Raw genomic sequence first — 15,271 nt, forward strand, 5'->3', positions numbered from 1 at the left:
TTTCAGCCGAGGTCCCGGTCGCGCAGTACCCGTCGCAGGATCTTGCCACTGGTCGTCTTCGGAAGGACAGGCAGGATCTCCACCTGGCGCGGGTATTTGTACGCGGCGATGCGCTCGGCGCAGTACGCGGACAGTTCCGCGGGGTCGGCCGTGGCCCCGGGGCGCAGGCTGACGTAGGCCTTCACGCTCTCGCCGCGGTAGGGGTCGGGGACGCCGACGACGGCCGCCTCGCGCACGGCGGGGTGGGTGTAGAGGACGTCCTCCACCTCGCGCGGCCAGACCTTGAAACCGGACGCGTTGATCATGTCCTTCTTGCGGTCGACGACGTAGAGCCAGCCGTCCGCGTCCATGAACCCCACGTCCCCGGTACGCAGTTCGCCGTCCGGGAAGGCCTTCGCGGTATCGGCGGGCAGTCCCCAGTAGCCGGGGACGACCTGCGGTCCGCGGACGGCTATCTCGCCGGTCTCGCCGAAGGGGACCTCGGCTCCGCCCTCGTCGAGGATGCGTACGACGGTGTCGGCGCCGGGCAGGCCCACGGAGAGGGTGCCGGAGACGGGGTCCACGGGTGCTTCGAGGTGCGCGGGCACGGATGCGCAGGGGGCGGTGCACTCGGTGAGGCCGTAGCCGTTGCGCAGGTAGAAGCCGAAGGCCGCGCGGAGGCGTTCGACGAGGGCGGGCGGGAGCGGGGCTCCGCCGGAGGAGACCACCTGGAACGAGGTGAAGTGGTCGGGGGTGGCGCCGGGGTGGGCGGCGAGCGCCATGAAGGCGGTGGCTGGGCCGACGGTGTAGGCGGGGCGGTGTTCGAGGAAGGCGTCGAGGACCACGCCGGCGTCGAAGCGGTGGGCGAGGACGAGGGTGCCGGCGTTGGTGAAGCAGGCGGCGAGCTCGCAGACCATGCCGGTGATGTGGAAGAGGGGGGCGAGCGCGAAGTAGCCGGAGCCCTCGGGGAGGGGGTGGCCGGTGACCTGGCGGGTGGCGTTGTGGGTGAGCGCTCCGTGGAGGTTCATGGCGCCCTTGGGGGTGCCGCTGGTGCCGGAGGTGTAGCTGATGAGGGCGGTGTCGGCGGCGGTCAGACCCGGGTCGGGCGGGGCGGGGTGGCGTCGGCGGGCGACCGTGGCGAGGTCGGCGGTGTCGGGGGTGGGGGTGGGGGTGGTGGTGTCGGTGGCATCGGCGGCCGGGGCGCTGGCCGTTGCGGTGGTGGCGTCGGTGGCATCGGCGGTGGGGCCTGTGGCCTTCGCGGCGGTCTCGGCGTCGGCCGGTGGGGCCGGTTGCTGGGCCGGTGCGAGGACGCGTGGATCGTCCCGGGTCTGGAAGTCCCGGTCGCGGGCGGTCAGGACGGTCCGCACTCCGGTCCCCCGCGAGGCTTCGCGCAGGTACGCCGGCCAGGCGCGGGCGTCGCACACCAGCGCGGCGGCCCCGGAGTCGCGCAGGACGTGGCCCACCTCGCCCGCCTTGTACATCGGGTTGATCGGGACCACGACCGCCCCGGCCTTCCAGGCGGCCAGGACGGCGAGCACGAAGTGCGGGGTGTTCTGGAGCATGACCGCGACCCGGTCCCCGCGGCCGATGCCGCGGGCGGCGAGGTGGCCGGCGAGGGAGTCGGAGAGCTCGTCGGCCTCGGCGTAGCCGATGCGGCCGTCGAAGTAGGCGAGCGCGGTGCGGTCGGGGGCGCGGGCGACCGCGGCGCGGAAGGCGTGCAGCACGCTGGGCGGGGGCGTGATCGGGGCCCGCTGAACCGGGCTGAGGCGGGCGAGCCAGGGCCTGGCGGCGTAGCGGGAGGCGGCCGCGGGCTCGGTGGCCGACGGCGCGGTATTCGGGGTCGGCGCGGCTGGCGCGGCCGGGGCGCCGAGGATGCCGGGGACGGGCACGGCAGGGCTCGGCGCGGACGGGGCCGCGGGGGTGCCGGGGGCGGGCGCGGACGGGGTCGGCGCGGACGGGGCGGCGGGGGTGCCGGGGGCGGACGGGGTCGGCGCGGACGGGGTCATTCGCCCTCCCATGTGCGCTGGAGGCGGTTCATGCCGCTGAGCCAGCGGTCCGGCTCGGTGGCGCGGGCCGCGTAGAAGTCCGCGACCTCGGGGTGCGGGAGGATCAAGAACCGGCCCTTCTCCATGCCGTCGAACAGTGCGTCCGCGACCGCTTCCGGCTCGATCGCGGTCGGCGCGAGGACCAGCTCGCCCGCCGATCCCGCGGCGGTGAGCATGTCGGTCCGGACCCCCTGCGGGCAGATGGCGTGGACCAGGAGCCCGCGGTGGCGGTAGGTCAGCGAGAGCCATTCCGCGAAGGCGAGCGCGCCGTGCTTGGTGACACTGTACGGCGCCGCTCCGATCATGGTCAGCAGCCCGGCGGCCGAGACGGTGGACACGAAACGACCGCTCCCGCGCTCCAGCCAGTCGGGCAGCAGCAACCGGGCGGCGCGGACGTGGGCCATGACGTTGGTGTCCCAGGCCGCCTCCCAGACGGCCTCCTCCGCGAAGGCGTCGCCGCCGGAGGCGAGGCCGGCGTTGGCGCAGTACACGTCCACCGTGCCGCCGAGCGCCTCGCGGGCCTGCAGGGCGACCGCGGAGGCGTCGCCGGGCACGGCCACGGCGCGGGCGCCGATCTCGTCCGCGACGGCCGCGGCCCTGGCGGGGTCGAGGTCGTTGACCGCGACCGTGGCCCCCTCGGCGGCGAAACGACGGGCGAGGGCGGCTCCGATGCCGCCGCCCGCGCCGGTGACGACGACTCGCTGGTCCTGGAACGCGTTCACGGGTCCACCCTTCGTGGCCTGCTGCCGATGCCGGATCACCGGCAGACTAACCAGTCGGTATGTCGGGGCGGAAGGGGTCAGCGCCCTAGTTTGGCGCGATGACGCTGTCGCGACGCGGGTTGCTGGGACTGGCCGGTGCGGCGGGGAGCCTGGGGGTCGCCGGGGCTGCTGGGGCTGCTGGGGCTGCTGGGGCTGCTGGGGCTGCTGGGGCTGCCGGAGCCTCCGTGGTCCCAGGTGCTGCAGGTACCCCAGGGGCTGCGGGCGCTGCGGGTGCTGCCGCGAGCAGTGCTTCGGCCGCCGGGCGGGGCCGGGTCCCCGGCCCCGTGCGGACCGGCTTCGAGTGCCTCGCCGCCGACGGGTACGCCGTACTGGCCGGTCAGCGGGTCGGCGTGGTCACCAACCCCACCGGGATCACCGCCGACGCCCGCCACCTGGTCGACGTACTGCACGCCGACGAACGCGTGGACCTGGTCGCCGTGTTCGGCCCCGAGCACGGCTTCCGCGGGACCGCGCAGGCCGGTGGTTCGGAGGGGGCGGGGCGGGATCCCGCGACCGGGCTGCCCGTGTACGACACGTACGACAAGAGCGGCCAGCGCCTCGCGGACGTCTTCACGGCGGCCGGTATCGACACCGTCGTCTTCGACATCCAGGACGTCGGGGCCCGTTTCTACACCTACATCTGGACCCTCTACGACTGCATGCGCGCGGCCGCCCTCGCCGGCAAGGCGGTGGTGGTGCTGGACCGGCCCAACCCGGTCGGCGGCCGGCGGGCGGCCGGGCCCGTCCTGCAGCGCCCGTACGCGAGCTTCGTGGGCCGGGAACCGATCGCGCTCGCCCACGGCATGACGGCGGGCGAGCTGGCCGGCCTCTTCGCGGGCGAATTCCTCCAAGGAGGCGGCCCCGCCCGGGGAGGCGGCCCCGGCGCGCGGTCCGTCCGGCTGCGCGTGGTGCGGATGGCCGGGTGGCGGCGGGAGTCGTTCTTCGACGCGACAGGGCTGCCCTGGGTGCCGCCGAGCCCGAACATGCCGACCCCGGGCACGGCCCTCGCGTACGCCGGCACCTGCCTGTTCGAGGGGACGAACCTGTCCGAGGGCCGCGGCACGACCACCCCCTTCGAACTCCTCGGCGCGCAGGGCGTGGACCGGCGGTGGGCGGAGGCGGCGAACGCGCTGGAACTGCCCGGGGTGTGGTTCCGGGAGGCCTATTTCACGCCTTCCTTCTCCAAGCACTCCGGGAAGGCCTGCGGAGGGCTCCGGCTGCTCGTGCACGACCGGGACACCTTCGACCCGGTACGGGCCGGCATCGGGCTGCTGGTCACCGCGCGGCGGACGTGGAGCGGCTTCGCGTGGCGGCCGGACCACTGGATCGACCGGCTGACGGGCTCGGACCGAGTGCGGCTGATGGTCGACGCGGGGGCGGGGGTCGAGGAGATCGCGGGCGACTGGGCGGCGGGGCTGGCGCGGTTCGCGGCGGTGCGGGAGAAGTACCTGCTGTATCCGTGAGCCGGGCGGCCTCCGGCGGGACGGCTCCCGCCGGGGGGCTGGCCGGACGGGCCCGTCCGCAGGATGCTGTCGGGGAGGGAACGGCGTGGAGGGGGGACGTCATGGTGGGCATCGGCGCACTGGCTACGGGGGCGGCGGGGATCGGGGTCCGCCCGTACGTGGAGCTGACCTTCGACTCCGAGGGCGACGCGGCCCCGGGCGCGAGGGAGGCGGTCTTCGGGATCGAGGCCACCGATCTGCTGGTCTTCGCCCACGGATGGAACTCCGACCGATCCACGGCGGTCCGCCTCTTCGACCGCTTCTACGCCCCCTTCGCGGATCTGGTGGGGACCGGGGCGCGGCTGGGGTACGTGGGGGTCGTGTGGCCCTCGATCCGCTTCTCGGACGAGCCGATACCCGACTTCGACGGCCCCGGCGGGGCGTTCGGCTCTCCGGTCGGCGGTGCGGCCACCGGGCCGGTCGGCGGGCTGGGGGACGGACTGGTCGGCGGGCCGGTCGGCGGGCCGGGGGGCGGTGCGGTCGGCGGGCCGGGGGGCGGTGCGGAGCCGGTCCACGGGGTGGCGCTGGACCGGACCACCCGGCAGGCGCTCGGGGCGTTCTGGCCGGGCCGGGCGGCGGAGCTGGACCGGATCGCCGAACTGCTGGCGTTGCGGCCGGCGCACGAAGGGGCGTTCGCCGAGTTCGGGGCGCTGGTGCGGGAACTGGCCGGGGTCGACGGAGTCGGCGCGGGCGACGACCTGGCGGCGGCCTTCGCGCCGCGCGAGGTACCCGCCTTCCTCACGGAGGACGTCATCGAGGTGTGCCGGACCTTCACCGAGGCGCTGGCCCGGGCGGGCGCCCGGCTGCCGGAGGAATCCGCCGAGGGCTCCGTCGAGGGCTCCTCCGTAGGCTCCTCCGAGGGCTTCCCCGGCGCCCGATTCTCGGTCGGCGGCGGGCTGCGGACGCTGTGGAACGGCGCCAAGGAAGTGCTGCGCCAGGCGACGTACTACCAGATGAAGGCGCGGGCCGGGGTGGTCGGCGAGCACGGTCTCGGACCGGTGCTCGCGGAGCTGTCCGGCCGCCGGCCCGCCCTGCGGGTCCACCTCATCGGCCACAGCTTCGGCGGCCGGGTCACATCCTTCGCGCTGCGCGCACTGCCCGTCGGCGCACGGAACGTGAAGTCGGTGACGCTCCTCCAAGGAGCCTTCTCCCACTACGCGTTCGCCGAAAGCCTGCCCCACGACCCGGGCCGCGGCGGCGCCCTGCGCGGACTGCAGGCCAGGGTCGACGGCCCGGTGTCGGCCTGCCACTCCCCCCACGACTCCTCCCTCAAGGTCTTCTACCCGCTGGCCTCCCGGATGGCCGGCGATTCGGCCGGTCTCCTCGGCTTCGACGAACGGTGGGGCGCGATCGGGCACGACGGGGTGCGGGGCGTGCCGGGAGCGCCGCGGCTGACCCTCGACGCGGCCCTGCGCGGTGGTCTCCCGACCACGGGCTGCGTCAGCGTGGACGCGGGTTCCGTGGTCCGCCGGGGCGGCGCCCCCTCGGGGGCGCACAGCGACATCTGCCACGAGGAGCTGGCCCGGCTGGTGGTCACCGCGGGGCGCATGGGGCGCTGACTTCCGGCCATGTGCCACCCGCACGCCTCGACCGCCCCCGCATGCGCCCACACCAGTCAGGGCATGTTGGGCACACGGGAGCAGATCAATGCGCGGTACGGGTGCGCGGCGGAGGTGAAGGTGTGATGGCGGGTTTCCGGAGTCTGGCCCACCAGGTGCGCGATGCGCGCAACGACCGTGCCCTGCGGCGTCATTCGCTGCGCCGCTGCCTGGAGCGGTTCGCCCCCTACGGCCACCGCGCGACGTGGTGGCACCTGTGCGACCGGCACGGGATCGGCCCGGAGGACCGGGCCGCCGATCCGTCGCGGCTGGTGGCCGCGCTGGAGGAGCTGGAGGAGGCGCGGGCGGTCTGGCTGGAGTACGAGCGCCAGTTCGCGGAGCGCCGGCGACGGGAGAAGCACGACGGGCTGCGCCGGCCCGAGTGGGCCTGGGGCGGGAGCGGGGACGCGGTGGTGCGGTGCGCCGACCCGGGGATCCGGCCGCAGGGGGCGCTGGGCGAAGTGCTGCGGCGGCTGGTCGTGGCACTGGAATCGGAGCCGGGGACGGTGTGCCCGGTCTGCGGGACGCGGGAACTGCACTGGCCGACGGCCTCGGTGCCCGGCGCGGTCGCGGTGTGGGGATGGGACGGACCGGTGTGCGCGGGCTGCGGAATCGTGGTGCCCAGACCGGCCCTCGCGGAATCCCTGTCGGCCGGAACGGGGCTGGCGGGCGCGGCATGAGACCGTCGGCCACGGGATCCGGGGCGGCGGGGTGCGGGGCGACTGGGTCCGGGACTGCGGGATCCGGGAATGCGGGCTGCGGGGCAGCGGGATCCGGGACTGCGGAGTCCGGGATGCAGAGCTCCGGGGCCGCAACGCCGGGGGCGCCGGACTGCGGGGCGACGACGTCCGGGACAGCGGGGCGCGGGACGGCGGTGCCCGGGGCGGCTGGGTCCGGGACTGCGGGATCCGGGACTGCGGAGTCCGGGGCGCAGAGCTCCGGGGCGGCAACGTCGGGGGCGCCAGACTGCGGGGCGACGACGTCCGGGACAGCGGGGCGCGGGACGGCGATGTCCGGGGCGGCTGGGTCCGGGACTTGGCCGTTCCGGCGGCCCCCGCTGTTGGTGTCGTTGAACGGTTCGCGGGGTGCTGCGGACGGCCCGGCCGTGCCCCTGTCCCCCGGGGACCTGGTGCAAGCGGCCCTGGAGGCCGTGGCCGCCGGGGCCGGTGAGGTACTGGTGCATCCGCGCACCCCGTGCGGGCGGGAGAGCCTCTCGCCCCGGGTGGTCGGACCCGTCCTGGAGGCCTTGCGGGGCGCGGTGGCGGGCGTCGGCGGCGGCACGATGGCCGGTGGCCGCGCGGAAGAGCCGGCCGGGGCCCGATCCCTCGCCGGTGGCGGCGTCCGAGAACCGGCTGGGGCCGGGGCTGAAGTAGGGGCCGGGGTCGGGATTGGGGCCAGGACTTGGGCCGGAGCCGGGACCGGGTCCGGGGTCGGGTCCGGGGTCGGGGTCGGGTCCGGGGTCGGGGTCGGGGTCGGGGTCGGTGTCGGTGTCGGTGTCGGGGGCGGGGTCGGGGGCAGGGCTTGCGCCGGGGTTGGGGGCGGGTCCGGGGTCTGCGTGCAGCTCTCCGTGCTCGCCAGTGTCCCCGCCGAGCCCGATCCGGCGGGGCGCGTGGCGCGGGTGCGGTCATGGACGGTACTGCCGGACCGGGCGGTGGTGCGGTTCGCGGAGCCGGGGGCCCGGGAGCTGGCCGAGGCGCTGCTGGAGCGCGGCGTCGCGGTGGACGCGGAGGTCCCGGTGGGCGGGTCGACCGAGCCGCTGGCCCGCTTCCTGGCCTGGCCGGTACGGGATCCCGCGCGGGTCCGCATCCTGGCCGAACTGGCCTCCGCCGACCCGGGGTCGACCGTCGAACTGCTGCGGCGGCTGCCGCCGGTGCCGGTGCTGCTGTTCGGGCGGGACGCTGCGGCCTGGCCGGTGCTGCGGCTGGCCGCGCGGTGCGGCACGGGCGCGCGGATCGGCGTAGGAGACGTGCTGCACCTGCCGGACGGGCGGTCGGCCCGCTCCAACGCGGAGCTGGTCGCGGCGGCGGTCGCCGTGCGGGAAGCCGGGGCCTGAGCCGGAGACGAGCCCGGGACCGGGGCAGAGACCCGCCGGAACAGGGACCCGGCCCAGGACACAGACCCGGCCCGGGACACAGACCCGGCCCGGGACAGGGACCCGGGCCGCTACAGCCTGGAGCCCGTGAGGCGGTCGCCGAAGACGTCGTCCGGGTTGGACAGCGCGCAGTTCTCCAGGGAGAGGCAGCCGCAGCCGATGCAGTCGGTCAAGTGGTCGCGCAGGCGGCTCAGTTGGTCGATCCGGTGGTCGAGCTCGGCGCGCCAGCTGACGGAGAGGCGGGCCCAGTCCTCGCGGTTCGGGGTGCGTCCTTCGGGGAGTTGGGCGAGGGCGTCACGGATGCTGGCGAGGGGGATCCCGACGCGCTGGGCGGCGCGCACGAAGGCCACGCGGCGCAGGGCGTCACGGCTGTAGCGGCGCTGGTTGCCGGAGGTGCGGCGGCTGGTGATCAGGCCCTTGGTCTCGTAGAAGTGCAGCGCGGAGACGGCGGCGCCGCTGCGCGCGGACAGCTGGCCGACGGTGAGCTCGTGGACCTTCTCGGGAATCTGCGGCACACCGCCGAGCGTAGTCGGCCGGTCCGACGGCGGCGGACGGACCCGTCGTTGACAGATACATACGGTCGCAGCATGCTGGGCGCGCTGAGCAAGCGCTTATTAGCCAGGAAGAGGTACGGGCATGTCCGAGCCGAGGATCTTCACGTCCGCCGAGGAGCTGACCGCCGGGGTCGGCGAACCGCTCGGCCCGAGCGACTGGCTGGAGGTGGACCAGAAGCGGATCGACCTCTTCGCGGACGCCACCGGCGACCACCAGTGGATCCACGTGGACCCGGAGCGCGCGGCGGGCGGGCCCTTCGGCTCCACCATCGCGCACGGATATCTCACACTGTCGCTGCTGCCGAGTCTGGTGCCGCAGATCATGCGGGTCGAGGGCATGAAGATGGGCATCAACTACGGGGTCGACAAGGTGCGCTTCCCAGCGCCGGTACCCGTCGGCTCGCGGCTGCGCGCGACCGCGCTGATCACGGAGGTCGTGGAGGCGGGCGGCGGCGTGCAGGTGTCGGCGACCGTCACGGTGGAGCGCGAGGGCGGCGAGAAGCCGGTGTGCGTGGCGCAGTCGGTGTCCCGCTACTACTTCTGAGTCCCGGGTTGCCCGCTCGCGAACCGCTCCCCGCCCCGAAGCGCTTCCGGGCCCCTCGCGGGCCTTGGCCTTCCGGGCTATTTCCGGGCGTCCCCGCCGGCGCCGCCCGTGCCGGCGCCCACCATGCGGAGTACGAGGTCGGCGTAGAGGGAGCCGACCTCGTCGGGCGTTCGGCGGCCGTCCGTGCTGAACCAACGGGCGACGTCGATGCAGAGCGAGAGGACGGCGAGGGTGGTGCCGGGGACGTCTGGGACGTCGAACTCCCCCGCGGCGACCCCGTCCGCGATGATGCGGCGGACGGCGGCGTCGCTCCGCCGGCGCAGCGCCACGATTTCGGAGCGGTGCTCCGAACCGAGAGCATCGAGCTCGTACTGGACCACGCGCGCGGTGGTGTGGTGGGCCGCGTGCCACCGCACGAAGGACCGTACGGCCTCGGTGAGCCGATCGGCGGCGGTTCCCGGGCCGGAGGCGGCCGTGTCCAGGATCTCCAGGGCCTTGTCGTGGCCGATCCGGCTGATCCGGTGGAGCAGCTCTTCCTTGGTCTTGTAGTGGATGTAGAGGGCCGCGGGGCTCATGCCGGCCCGCCCGGCGATGTCACGCGTGGTGGTGGCGTGGTACCCGCGCTCCGCGAAGGCCTCGACGGCGGCGACGAGCAGCCGCCGCGCGGCGTCGGGAGTGACCTCCGACCACGGCTGGTAGCCGCCGGCCGTCTCCTGCGCGCTGTCCATCGCCGTCTCACCCTCTTCGCGAACGCTGCCCCGCAGTGCCCTGACTCACTGGTGCACTGGTGCACTGGTGCACTGATCCCTCACCCCCTGGCCCCCTGACGCTCTGATGTCCTGACGCCCTGATGCCCTGGTGGGAAGGGACAGCCTACCGGAGGGTGAGCAAGCGCTTAGGCCGCCTGACCGCCGTGCGCCTTCGGCTTCGGCGCGTAGGGGTCGTACTCCGCCATCATCTTCTCCATCCGGGCCTGGTCGACCCGGCTGACGATCTGCGTGACCTCCTGCCGGTCGCGGACCACCTTGGCGAGGGTGAAGGCCGAGGTGGTGAGGTACAGGATCGCGATGCCGAGAAAGGCGCGCACCCAGCCGTCGGCGTCCATGTTGTAGATCCCGAGGGACACCGCGGCGATGGCGATGCCGAAGGAGGCGACGGCCTGCCCGTAGTAGGCGCCCGTGTTCTGCTGCTTGACCGGTGTCTCGTTCATGGGTCCAGCTTGGCGCGGGGGTGGGCCCGTCACATCCGCGCTCGTACTCACGCGCGTACTCATCCCGCGCCGAGGGTCCACTCAGAACGCCGAAACTCCCGTACGGGCTCGGCCGATCAGCAGCTTCTGGATCTGACTGGTGCCCTCGTACAGGGTCATCACCCGGGCGTCGCGCAGCAGCTTGCCGGCCGGGTACTCGTCGACGTAGCCGTAACCGCCGTGCACCTGGAGGGCGTTGCTCGCCGCGCGGACGGCCGCCTCGGAGGCGAAGAGCTTGGCCGTGGAGGACTCGGTGGCGAAGGGCCGCCCGCGGTCGATCAGGTCGGCGACCCGCCAGGTCAGCAGGCGCGCCGCGTCCACGTCGACGGAGATGTCGGCGATCAGCTCCTGGACCAGCTGGTGCCCGGCGATCGGCTTGCCGAACTGCTCGCGCTGGGCGGCGTAGGCGACGGCCGCGTCGAGCGCCGCCTGGGCGATGCCCACGCAGCCGGCGGCGACCGACATCCTGCCCTTGGCCAGGGCCGACATGGCGACGGAGAAGCCCTTGCCCTCGGGGCCGAGCATCGCGGAGGCGGGCACGCGGACGCCGTCGAGGGTGAGTTCGGCCGTGGCCTGGCCGCGCAGGCCGAGTTTGCCGTGGATCTCGCGGCGGGTCAGGCCGGGGGCGTCGGCGGGGACGAGGAAGGCGGAGATCCCGCGGTGGCCGGGCTCTTCGTTGGTGCGGGCGAAGAGCAGGACCACGTCGGCCCAGGTCCCGTTGGTGATGAACGTCTTGCCGCCGCTGATGACGTACGCGTCCCCCTCGTGCGCGGCGCGGGTGGTGAGGCTGCCCGCGTCGGAGCCGGTGCCCGGCTCGGTGAGACCGAAGCAGCCGAGCGCTTCGCCCGAGCACAGGCGGGGCAGCCAGGACCGCTTCTGCTCCTCGTTCCCCCAGGCGGCGATGGTCTTGGCGACCAGGCCGAGGGAGACGGAGACGATCCCGCGCACGGCGGAGTCCGCGCGGCCTAGCTCCTCGGTGACCAGGACGTAGGAGAGATGGTCGCCGCCGGAGCCGCCGTACTCCTCGGGGACGGTCAGGCCGAGGAAGCCGACGGCGCCGAGCTTCTTCACGATGGCCCGGTCCACGCTCTCGGCGCGGTCCCATCCGGCGGCGTACGGGGTGATCTCGCGCTCGGCGAACGCGCGGGCGAGATCGCGGACGGCGGACTGCTCCGCGCTGAGCTCCAGGTTCACCGGGCACCTCCGGTTGGTCGGCGCGAGGTCAAGGTCAAGGTCAAGGTCTACGAGACATTAACTAGCACCGGTAGTTTTTGGCGGGCAGCCCCTACTATGTGGCGCATGGCCAGACCGCGCAAGCCCCTCCTCAGCAGAGACCGCATCGTCGGGGCGGCGGGTGCGCTGGTGGACGCGGAGGGCCTGGAAGCCCTCTCGACCAGGCGGCTGGCGGCGGCGCTGGGGGTCAGCGGACCCTCGCTCTACAACCACTTCCGCACGAAGGACGAGATCCTGGACGCGGTCGCGGACGCGGTGAGCGCGCGGGTCGACTTGTCGATGTTCGAGCCGGACGACCGGCGGGAGTGGCGGCTCGCGCTCCACGACTGGGCGCACTCGTACCGGGCCGCGCTGTCCGACCATCCGAACATCGTGCCGGTACTGGCGCGGGGCCCGGGCCGCCGGCCGGCCGGGCTGCGGGTGGCGGACGCCGTCTTCGGCGCGATGACCGCGGCGGGCTGGCCGCCGGCGCAGGCGACCCGGATCGGCGCGCTGATGCGGTACTTCATCCTGGGCTCGGCGGTGGCCTCCTTCGCCCGGGGTTTCGTGGACGACCGGACGGCGTACGACCCGTCGGACTACCCGCACCTGGGCCAGGCCCACCTCCTGGCGGAGCGTCAGCAGGAGGTGGACGAGGGCGCCTTCGAGACGGGCCTGGCGGCCCTCCTGGACGGACTGGCCCTGCAGTACGAGGCGCTGAAGGAGCCGGAGGGGGAGCCGTGACGGACGCCGGGCCGGAGAGCGTCGTAGCGGTCCGGGCGGGGACGCCGAGCCGTGGCGGCCCCGGCGGGCTGCGCTGACCGAGTGCTGGCGCTGCTGGGCACCGGAGCGGATCCGGGCGCCCCGGGTACCGGCGGGCTGCCCCTCCTGCGGGGGCGTGTCCGGGCTCCTCGACTTCGACGCCACACGGACGCGACGACCCCGGATGGCGACACGAGCAGGGCACCGGCCGGGCACGGCACGGGCAGGGTGCGGGCACGGGCACGGCACGGGCAGGGTGCGGGCAGGGCACGGGCACGGCACGGGCACGGCACAGGCAGGGCACGGCGAGGCGCGGGCCTCACCGGGCCGTGCCCGGGCCCCGCGCCAGCCCGGGGCTAGAAGACGATCAGCGAGCGGCCGCCCTTGCCCGCGAGCATCGCGTCGAAGGCGGCCGGGATGTCGTCGAGGGTGATGTGGTCGGTGACCAGGGCGCCGAGGTCGAGCCGGCCGGCGCGGACGTGCGCGGCGATCACCGGGAGGTCGCGGGCCGGGTCGCTGTTGCCGTAGACGCAGCCGGTGAGGGTGCGGGCGAAGTGGAAGATCTCCAGCGCGTGGAAGGTGACCTGCTGCTCCTTGCCGCCGATGCCGACGACCGTCGTACGGCCGCCGCGCCGGGTGGACTCCCAGGCACCGCGGATGGTTTCGGCCCGGCCGACGCACTCGATGGCGACGTCCGCGCCGTGCCCGCCGGTCAGCGTGCGGATCTCCTTCGCGGTGGTGTCGGAGGCGAGGACGAACTCCGTGGCCCCGGCCGCTCGCGCCAGCTCCTCCTTGGCCGGGGAGACGTCCACGGCCACGATCGGGCCCGCCATGGCGATGCGGGCCGCCTGGAGTGCGGCGAGTCCCACTCCGCCGACTCCGAAGACGGCCACCGATTCGCCCGGGCGGACCTGGGCGCTGTGGTGGACGGCTCCGTAACCGGTGAGGACGGCGCAGCCGAGCAGGGCTGCCTCGGTGAGTGGAATACCGGCGGGAGCGGGCAGCACGCAGTTGGCCGCGACGACCGTCTCCTCGGCGAAGGCGGCCACGTTCAGCCCGGGGTGGAGTTCGACTCCCCTGGCGTCGTGGGCGTAGACGTCCCCGACGCCGGCGAGGGCCTTGACGCAGAGCCAGACCTCGCCGATGGAGCAGTGGTGGCACTTCCCGCAGGACGGGGCCCAGTTGAGCACCACCCCGTCGCCGGGCGTCACGTGCGTGACCCCTTCCCCGACGGCGAGGACCGTGCCCGCGCCCTCGTGACCGAGGACGGCGGGTACGGGGACCCGCATGGTGCCGTTGGTGAGGGAGAGGTCGGAGTGGCAGACCCCGGCGGCGGCGAGCCGCACCCGGACCTGCCCGGGGCCGGGCTCGGGCAGCACGATGTCCCGGATCTCCAGCGGTGCTCCGACGGCGGGCAGGATGGCGGCGCGGACCATGGTCGTCGTCTCCGTGGGGTGCGGCTTTGCGGGCGGGTGTGCGGGCGGATGCGTGAGCTTGTGCGCCGATATGACCGAGTATCGGGTGATACGCGGTACGGGTCTGTCGGCGTACGGGTTCAGAACTGCAGGGACTTGGTCTGCAGGTACTCGGCGAGGCCGTGTGGGCCCAGTTCGCGGCCCACGCCCGACTTCTTGTACCCGCCGAAGGGCGCGAGCGGGTTGAAGCGGCCGCCGTTGATGTCCACCTGGCCGGTGTCCATCCGGCGGGCGAAGGCAACCGCCGTCTCCTCGTCCGCCGCCCAGACCGCCCCGCCCAGCCCGTAGTCGGTGCCGTTCGCGATGGTCAGGGCCTCGTCCTGGTCCTCGTAGGGCAGGATCGACAACACCGGGCCGAAGATCTCCTCCTGCGCGATGGTCATCCCGGGCGTGACGTCGGCGAACACGGTCGGGGCGATGAAGTACCCCTGCTCGTGCGGCGTCTCGGTGCCGCCCGCGACCAGGCGCGCGCCCTCCTCCACGCCCTTGGCGATGAAGCCGCGCACGCGGTCGCGCTGCTTGGCGTTGACGACCGGGCCCAGGCGGGTGCCCGGGTCGCGGGGGTCGCCGGAGGGGTACTTGGCGACGGCGGCGGCCGCCAGCGCGACCGCCTCCTCGTACTCGTCCCGGTGGACGAGCATCCGGGTGAGCGCGTTGCAGCTCTGGCCGGCATTGTTCATGACGTGGCCCACGCCTGCCGCGACGGCCTTGGCCAGGTCGGCTCCGGGCAGGATGACATTGGCCGATTTGCCGCCCAGTTCGAGGGCGACCCGCTTGACGGCGGCGCCGGCCGTGGCGCCGATCTGCTTGCCGACAGCGGTGGATCCGGTGAAGGAGACGAGGTCGACCCCCTCGTGCGCGGCCAGGGCCTGGCCGGCGACCGGGCCGGTGCCGGTCACCAGGTTGAAGACCCCGGCCGGTATCCCCGCCTCGTGCACGGCTTCGGCGAAGAGCTGCGCGGTCAGCGGGGTGTCCTCGGCGGGCTTGAGGACGAGGGTGCATCCGGCGGCGAGAGCGGGCGCCACCTTGGCAACGATCTGGTGCAGCGGGTAGTTCCAGGGCGTGATCGCCCCGACCACGCCGACCGGTTCCAGCAGCACGGTCGAGTTCCCGATCCGCTCCTCGAAGGCGTACGAGGCCCCGAGCTCGGCGAACGAGGACGCCACCGCGATCGGCGCCCCCACGTGCACCATCTCCGAGAAGCCCAGCGGGGAGCCGAGCTCAGCGGTGATCGTCTCGGCCATCTCGCCCTTGCGGGCGACCAGTACGTCGCGCAGGGCCCCGATCAGGGCCGCCCGCTCGCCCGGAGCCGTGGCCGCCCACGACGGGAAGGCCGCGCGGGCCGCCCGTACGGCCGCGTCGACGTCCTCGGCCGTGCCGGCCGGGACCGAGGCGATGAGCTGCTCGTCGGCGGGGTTGAAGACCTCGATGTGGCCGCGTCCGACGGCGGCCCGCCACTCGCCGCCGATGTACATCCCGTCGTGGGCCTTCATGGCAT

At 74.4% G+C, this 15,271-nt stretch carries 14 protein-coding genes and 1 pseudogene; 7 read left to right on the forward strand and 8 right to left on the reverse strand.

The window, feature by feature from the left end; translation table 11 throughout:
• Positions 1 to 2 precede the first annotated feature (2 nt).
• The gene (locus tag J7E97_RS09280; protein WP_251054147.1) at positions 3 to 1,985 is read right to left on the reverse strand and encodes a class I adenylate-forming enzyme family protein; all 1,983 of its coding nucleotides are present in this window, start codon (positions 1,983 to 1,985) and stop codon (positions 3 to 5) included.
• On the reverse strand, positions 1,982 to 2,746 hold the full coding sequence (locus tag J7E97_RS09285; RefSeq protein ID WP_215024348.1) for an SDR family oxidoreductase: 765 nt from the start codon (positions 2,744 to 2,746) through the stop codon (positions 1,982 to 1,984). Before J7E97_RS09285 ends, J7E97_RS09280 begins: the two co-directional genes overlap by 4 nt.
• Positions 2,747 to 2,844: 98 nt before the next feature.
• Here J7E97_RS09285 and J7E97_RS09290 point away from each other — a divergent pair, with 98 nt between their 5' ends.
• The 5 genes and pseudogenes from J7E97_RS09290 to J7E97_RS36785 all read left to right on the forward strand — a co-directional run bounded on the left by J7E97_RS09290 (position 2,845) and on the right by J7E97_RS36785 (position 7,938).
• The gene (locus J7E97_RS09290; protein ID WP_215024350.1) at positions 2,845 to 4,248 is read left to right on the forward strand and encodes an exo-beta-N-acetylmuramidase NamZ domain-containing protein; all 1,404 of its coding nucleotides are present in this window, start codon (positions 2,845 to 2,847) and stop codon (positions 4,246 to 4,248) included.
• A gap of 101 nt (positions 4,249 to 4,349) precedes the next feature.
• Complete coding sequence (locus J7E97_RS09295; protein WP_215024352.1) at positions 4,350 to 5,846, forward strand: serine-threonine protein kinase; 1,497 nt, start codon at positions 4,350 to 4,352, stop codon at positions 5,844 to 5,846.
• A 125-nt stretch (positions 5,847 to 5,971) separates the two neighbouring features.
• A complete protein-coding gene (locus tag J7E97_RS09300; RefSeq protein WP_215024354.1) occupies positions 5,972 to 6,565 on the forward strand; it encodes a hypothetical protein in 594 nt (197 codons plus the stop codon).
• Positions 6,566 to 6,894: 329 nt separating this feature from the next.
• Positions 6,895 to 7,131: pseudogene (locus J7E97_RS36780) on the forward strand (3-keto-5-aminohexanoate cleavage protein); the annotation flags it as partial.
• A gap of 309 nt (positions 7,132 to 7,440) precedes the next feature.
• On the forward strand, positions 7,441 to 7,938 hold the full coding sequence (locus J7E97_RS36785) for a 3-keto-5-aminohexanoate cleavage protein (protein ID WP_308346439.1): 498 nt from the start codon (positions 7,441 to 7,443) through the stop codon (positions 7,936 to 7,938).
• Positions 7,939 to 8,048: 110 nt separating this feature from the next.
• Here J7E97_RS36785 and soxR read toward each other — a convergent pair whose 3' ends face one another.
• On the reverse strand, positions 8,049 to 8,492 hold the full coding sequence (soxR, locus tag J7E97_RS09310) for a redox-sensitive transcriptional activator SoxR (protein ID WP_215024358.1): 444 nt from the start codon (positions 8,490 to 8,492) through the stop codon (positions 8,049 to 8,051).
• A 121-nt stretch (positions 8,493 to 8,613) separates the two neighbouring features.
• On the opposite strand from soxR, the gene J7E97_RS09315 reads away from it, so the two are divergent.
• Positions 8,614 to 9,075, forward strand: a complete 462-nt coding sequence (locus J7E97_RS09315) for a MaoC family dehydratase (RefSeq protein ID WP_215024360.1) — start codon at positions 8,614 to 8,616, stop codon at positions 9,073 to 9,075.
• 77 nt (positions 9,076 to 9,152) lie between these two features.
• Here the strand turns inward: J7E97_RS09315 and J7E97_RS09320 are convergent, their stop codons facing one another.
• From J7E97_RS09320 to J7E97_RS09330, 3 genes are all read right to left on the reverse strand, one after another.
• Positions 9,153 to 9,803 carry a TetR/AcrR family transcriptional regulator gene (locus tag J7E97_RS09320; RefSeq protein WP_215024362.1) on the reverse strand — a complete coding sequence of 217 codons (651 nt, stop codon included), beginning with the start codon at positions 9,801 to 9,803 and terminating at the stop codon, positions 9,153 to 9,155.
• A 167-nt stretch (positions 9,804 to 9,970) separates the two neighbouring features.
• Positions 9,971 to 10,285, reverse strand: a complete 315-nt coding sequence (locus tag J7E97_RS09325; RefSeq protein ID WP_215024364.1) for a YiaA/YiaB family inner membrane protein — start codon at positions 10,283 to 10,285, stop codon at positions 9,971 to 9,973.
• 81 nt (positions 10,286 to 10,366) lie between these two features.
• Entirely contained in the window at positions 10,367 to 11,518 is a 1,152-nt protein-coding gene (locus J7E97_RS09330; RefSeq protein WP_215024366.1) for an acyl-CoA dehydrogenase family protein, read from the reverse strand.
• Between the two features lie 105 nt (positions 11,519 to 11,623).
• Here J7E97_RS09330 and J7E97_RS09335 point away from each other — a divergent pair, with 105 nt between their 5' ends.
• The gene (locus J7E97_RS09335; protein WP_215024368.1) at positions 11,624 to 12,280 is read left to right on the forward strand and encodes a TetR/AcrR family transcriptional regulator; all 657 of its coding nucleotides are present in this window, start codon (positions 11,624 to 11,626) and stop codon (positions 12,278 to 12,280) included.
• Positions 12,281 to 12,654: 374 nt separating this feature from the next.
• On the opposite strand, the gene J7E97_RS09340 is transcribed toward J7E97_RS09335, so the two are convergent.
• Both J7E97_RS09340 and J7E97_RS09345 read right to left on the reverse strand, forming a co-directional pair.
• The gene (locus tag J7E97_RS09340; RefSeq protein ID WP_215024370.1) at positions 12,655 to 13,734 is read right to left on the reverse strand and encodes a Zn-dependent alcohol dehydrogenase; all 1,080 of its coding nucleotides are present in this window, start codon (positions 13,732 to 13,734) and stop codon (positions 12,655 to 12,657) included.
• A gap of 119 nt (positions 13,735 to 13,853) precedes the next feature.
• The gene (locus tag J7E97_RS09345) at positions 13,854 to 15,266 is read right to left on the reverse strand and encodes an aldehyde dehydrogenase family protein (protein ID WP_215024372.1); all 1,413 of its coding nucleotides are present in this window, start codon (positions 15,264 to 15,266) and stop codon (positions 13,854 to 13,856) included.
• Positions 15,267 to 15,271 lie beyond the last annotated feature (5 nt).

The organism is Streptomyces sp. ISL-66 (genome assembly GCF_018614135.1).
Lineage (GTDB): Bacteria > Actinomycetota > Actinomycetes > Streptomycetales > Streptomycetaceae > Streptomyces.

What these genes read in the sequence shown, in the direction of transcription:
- J7E97_RS09280 (WP_251054147.1), bottom strand. Translation starts at nt 1,985, where the DNA reads ATGACCCCGTCCGCGCCGACCCCGTCCGCCCCCGGCACCCCCGCCGCC.
- J7E97_RS09290 (WP_215024350.1), top strand. Translation starts at nt 2,845, where the DNA reads ATGACGCTGTCGCGACGCGGGTTGCTGGGACTGGCCGGTGCGGCGGGG.
- J7E97_RS09295 (WP_215024352.1), top strand. Translation starts at nt 4,350, where the DNA reads ATGGTGGGCATCGGCGCACTGGCTACGGGGGCGGCGGGGATCGGGGTC.
- J7E97_RS09300 (WP_215024354.1), top strand. Translation starts at nt 5,972, where the DNA reads ATGGCGGGTTTCCGGAGTCTGGCCCACCAGGTGCGCGATGCGCGCAAC.
- J7E97_RS09315 (WP_215024360.1), top strand. Translation starts at nt 8,614, where the DNA reads ATGTCCGAGCCGAGGATCTTCACGTCCGCCGAGGAGCTGACCGCCGGG.
- J7E97_RS09320 (WP_215024362.1), bottom strand. Translation starts at nt 9,803, where the DNA reads ATGGACAGCGCGCAGGAGACGGCCGGCGGCTACCAGCCGTGGTCGGAG.
- J7E97_RS09325 (WP_215024364.1), bottom strand. Translation starts at nt 10,285, where the DNA reads ATGAACGAGACACCGGTCAAGCAGCAGAACACGGGCGCCTACTACGGG.
- J7E97_RS09335 (WP_215024368.1), top strand. Translation starts at nt 11,624, where the DNA reads ATGGCCAGACCGCGCAAGCCCCTCCTCAGCAGAGACCGCATCGTCGGG.
- J7E97_RS09340 (WP_215024370.1), bottom strand. Translation starts at nt 13,734, where the DNA reads ATGGTCCGCGCCGCCATCCTGCCCGCCGTCGGAGCACCGCTGGAGATC.
- J7E97_RS09345 (WP_215024372.1), bottom strand. Translation starts at nt 15,266, where the DNA reads ATGAAGGCCCACGACGGGATGTACATCGGCGGCGAGTGGCGGGCCGCC.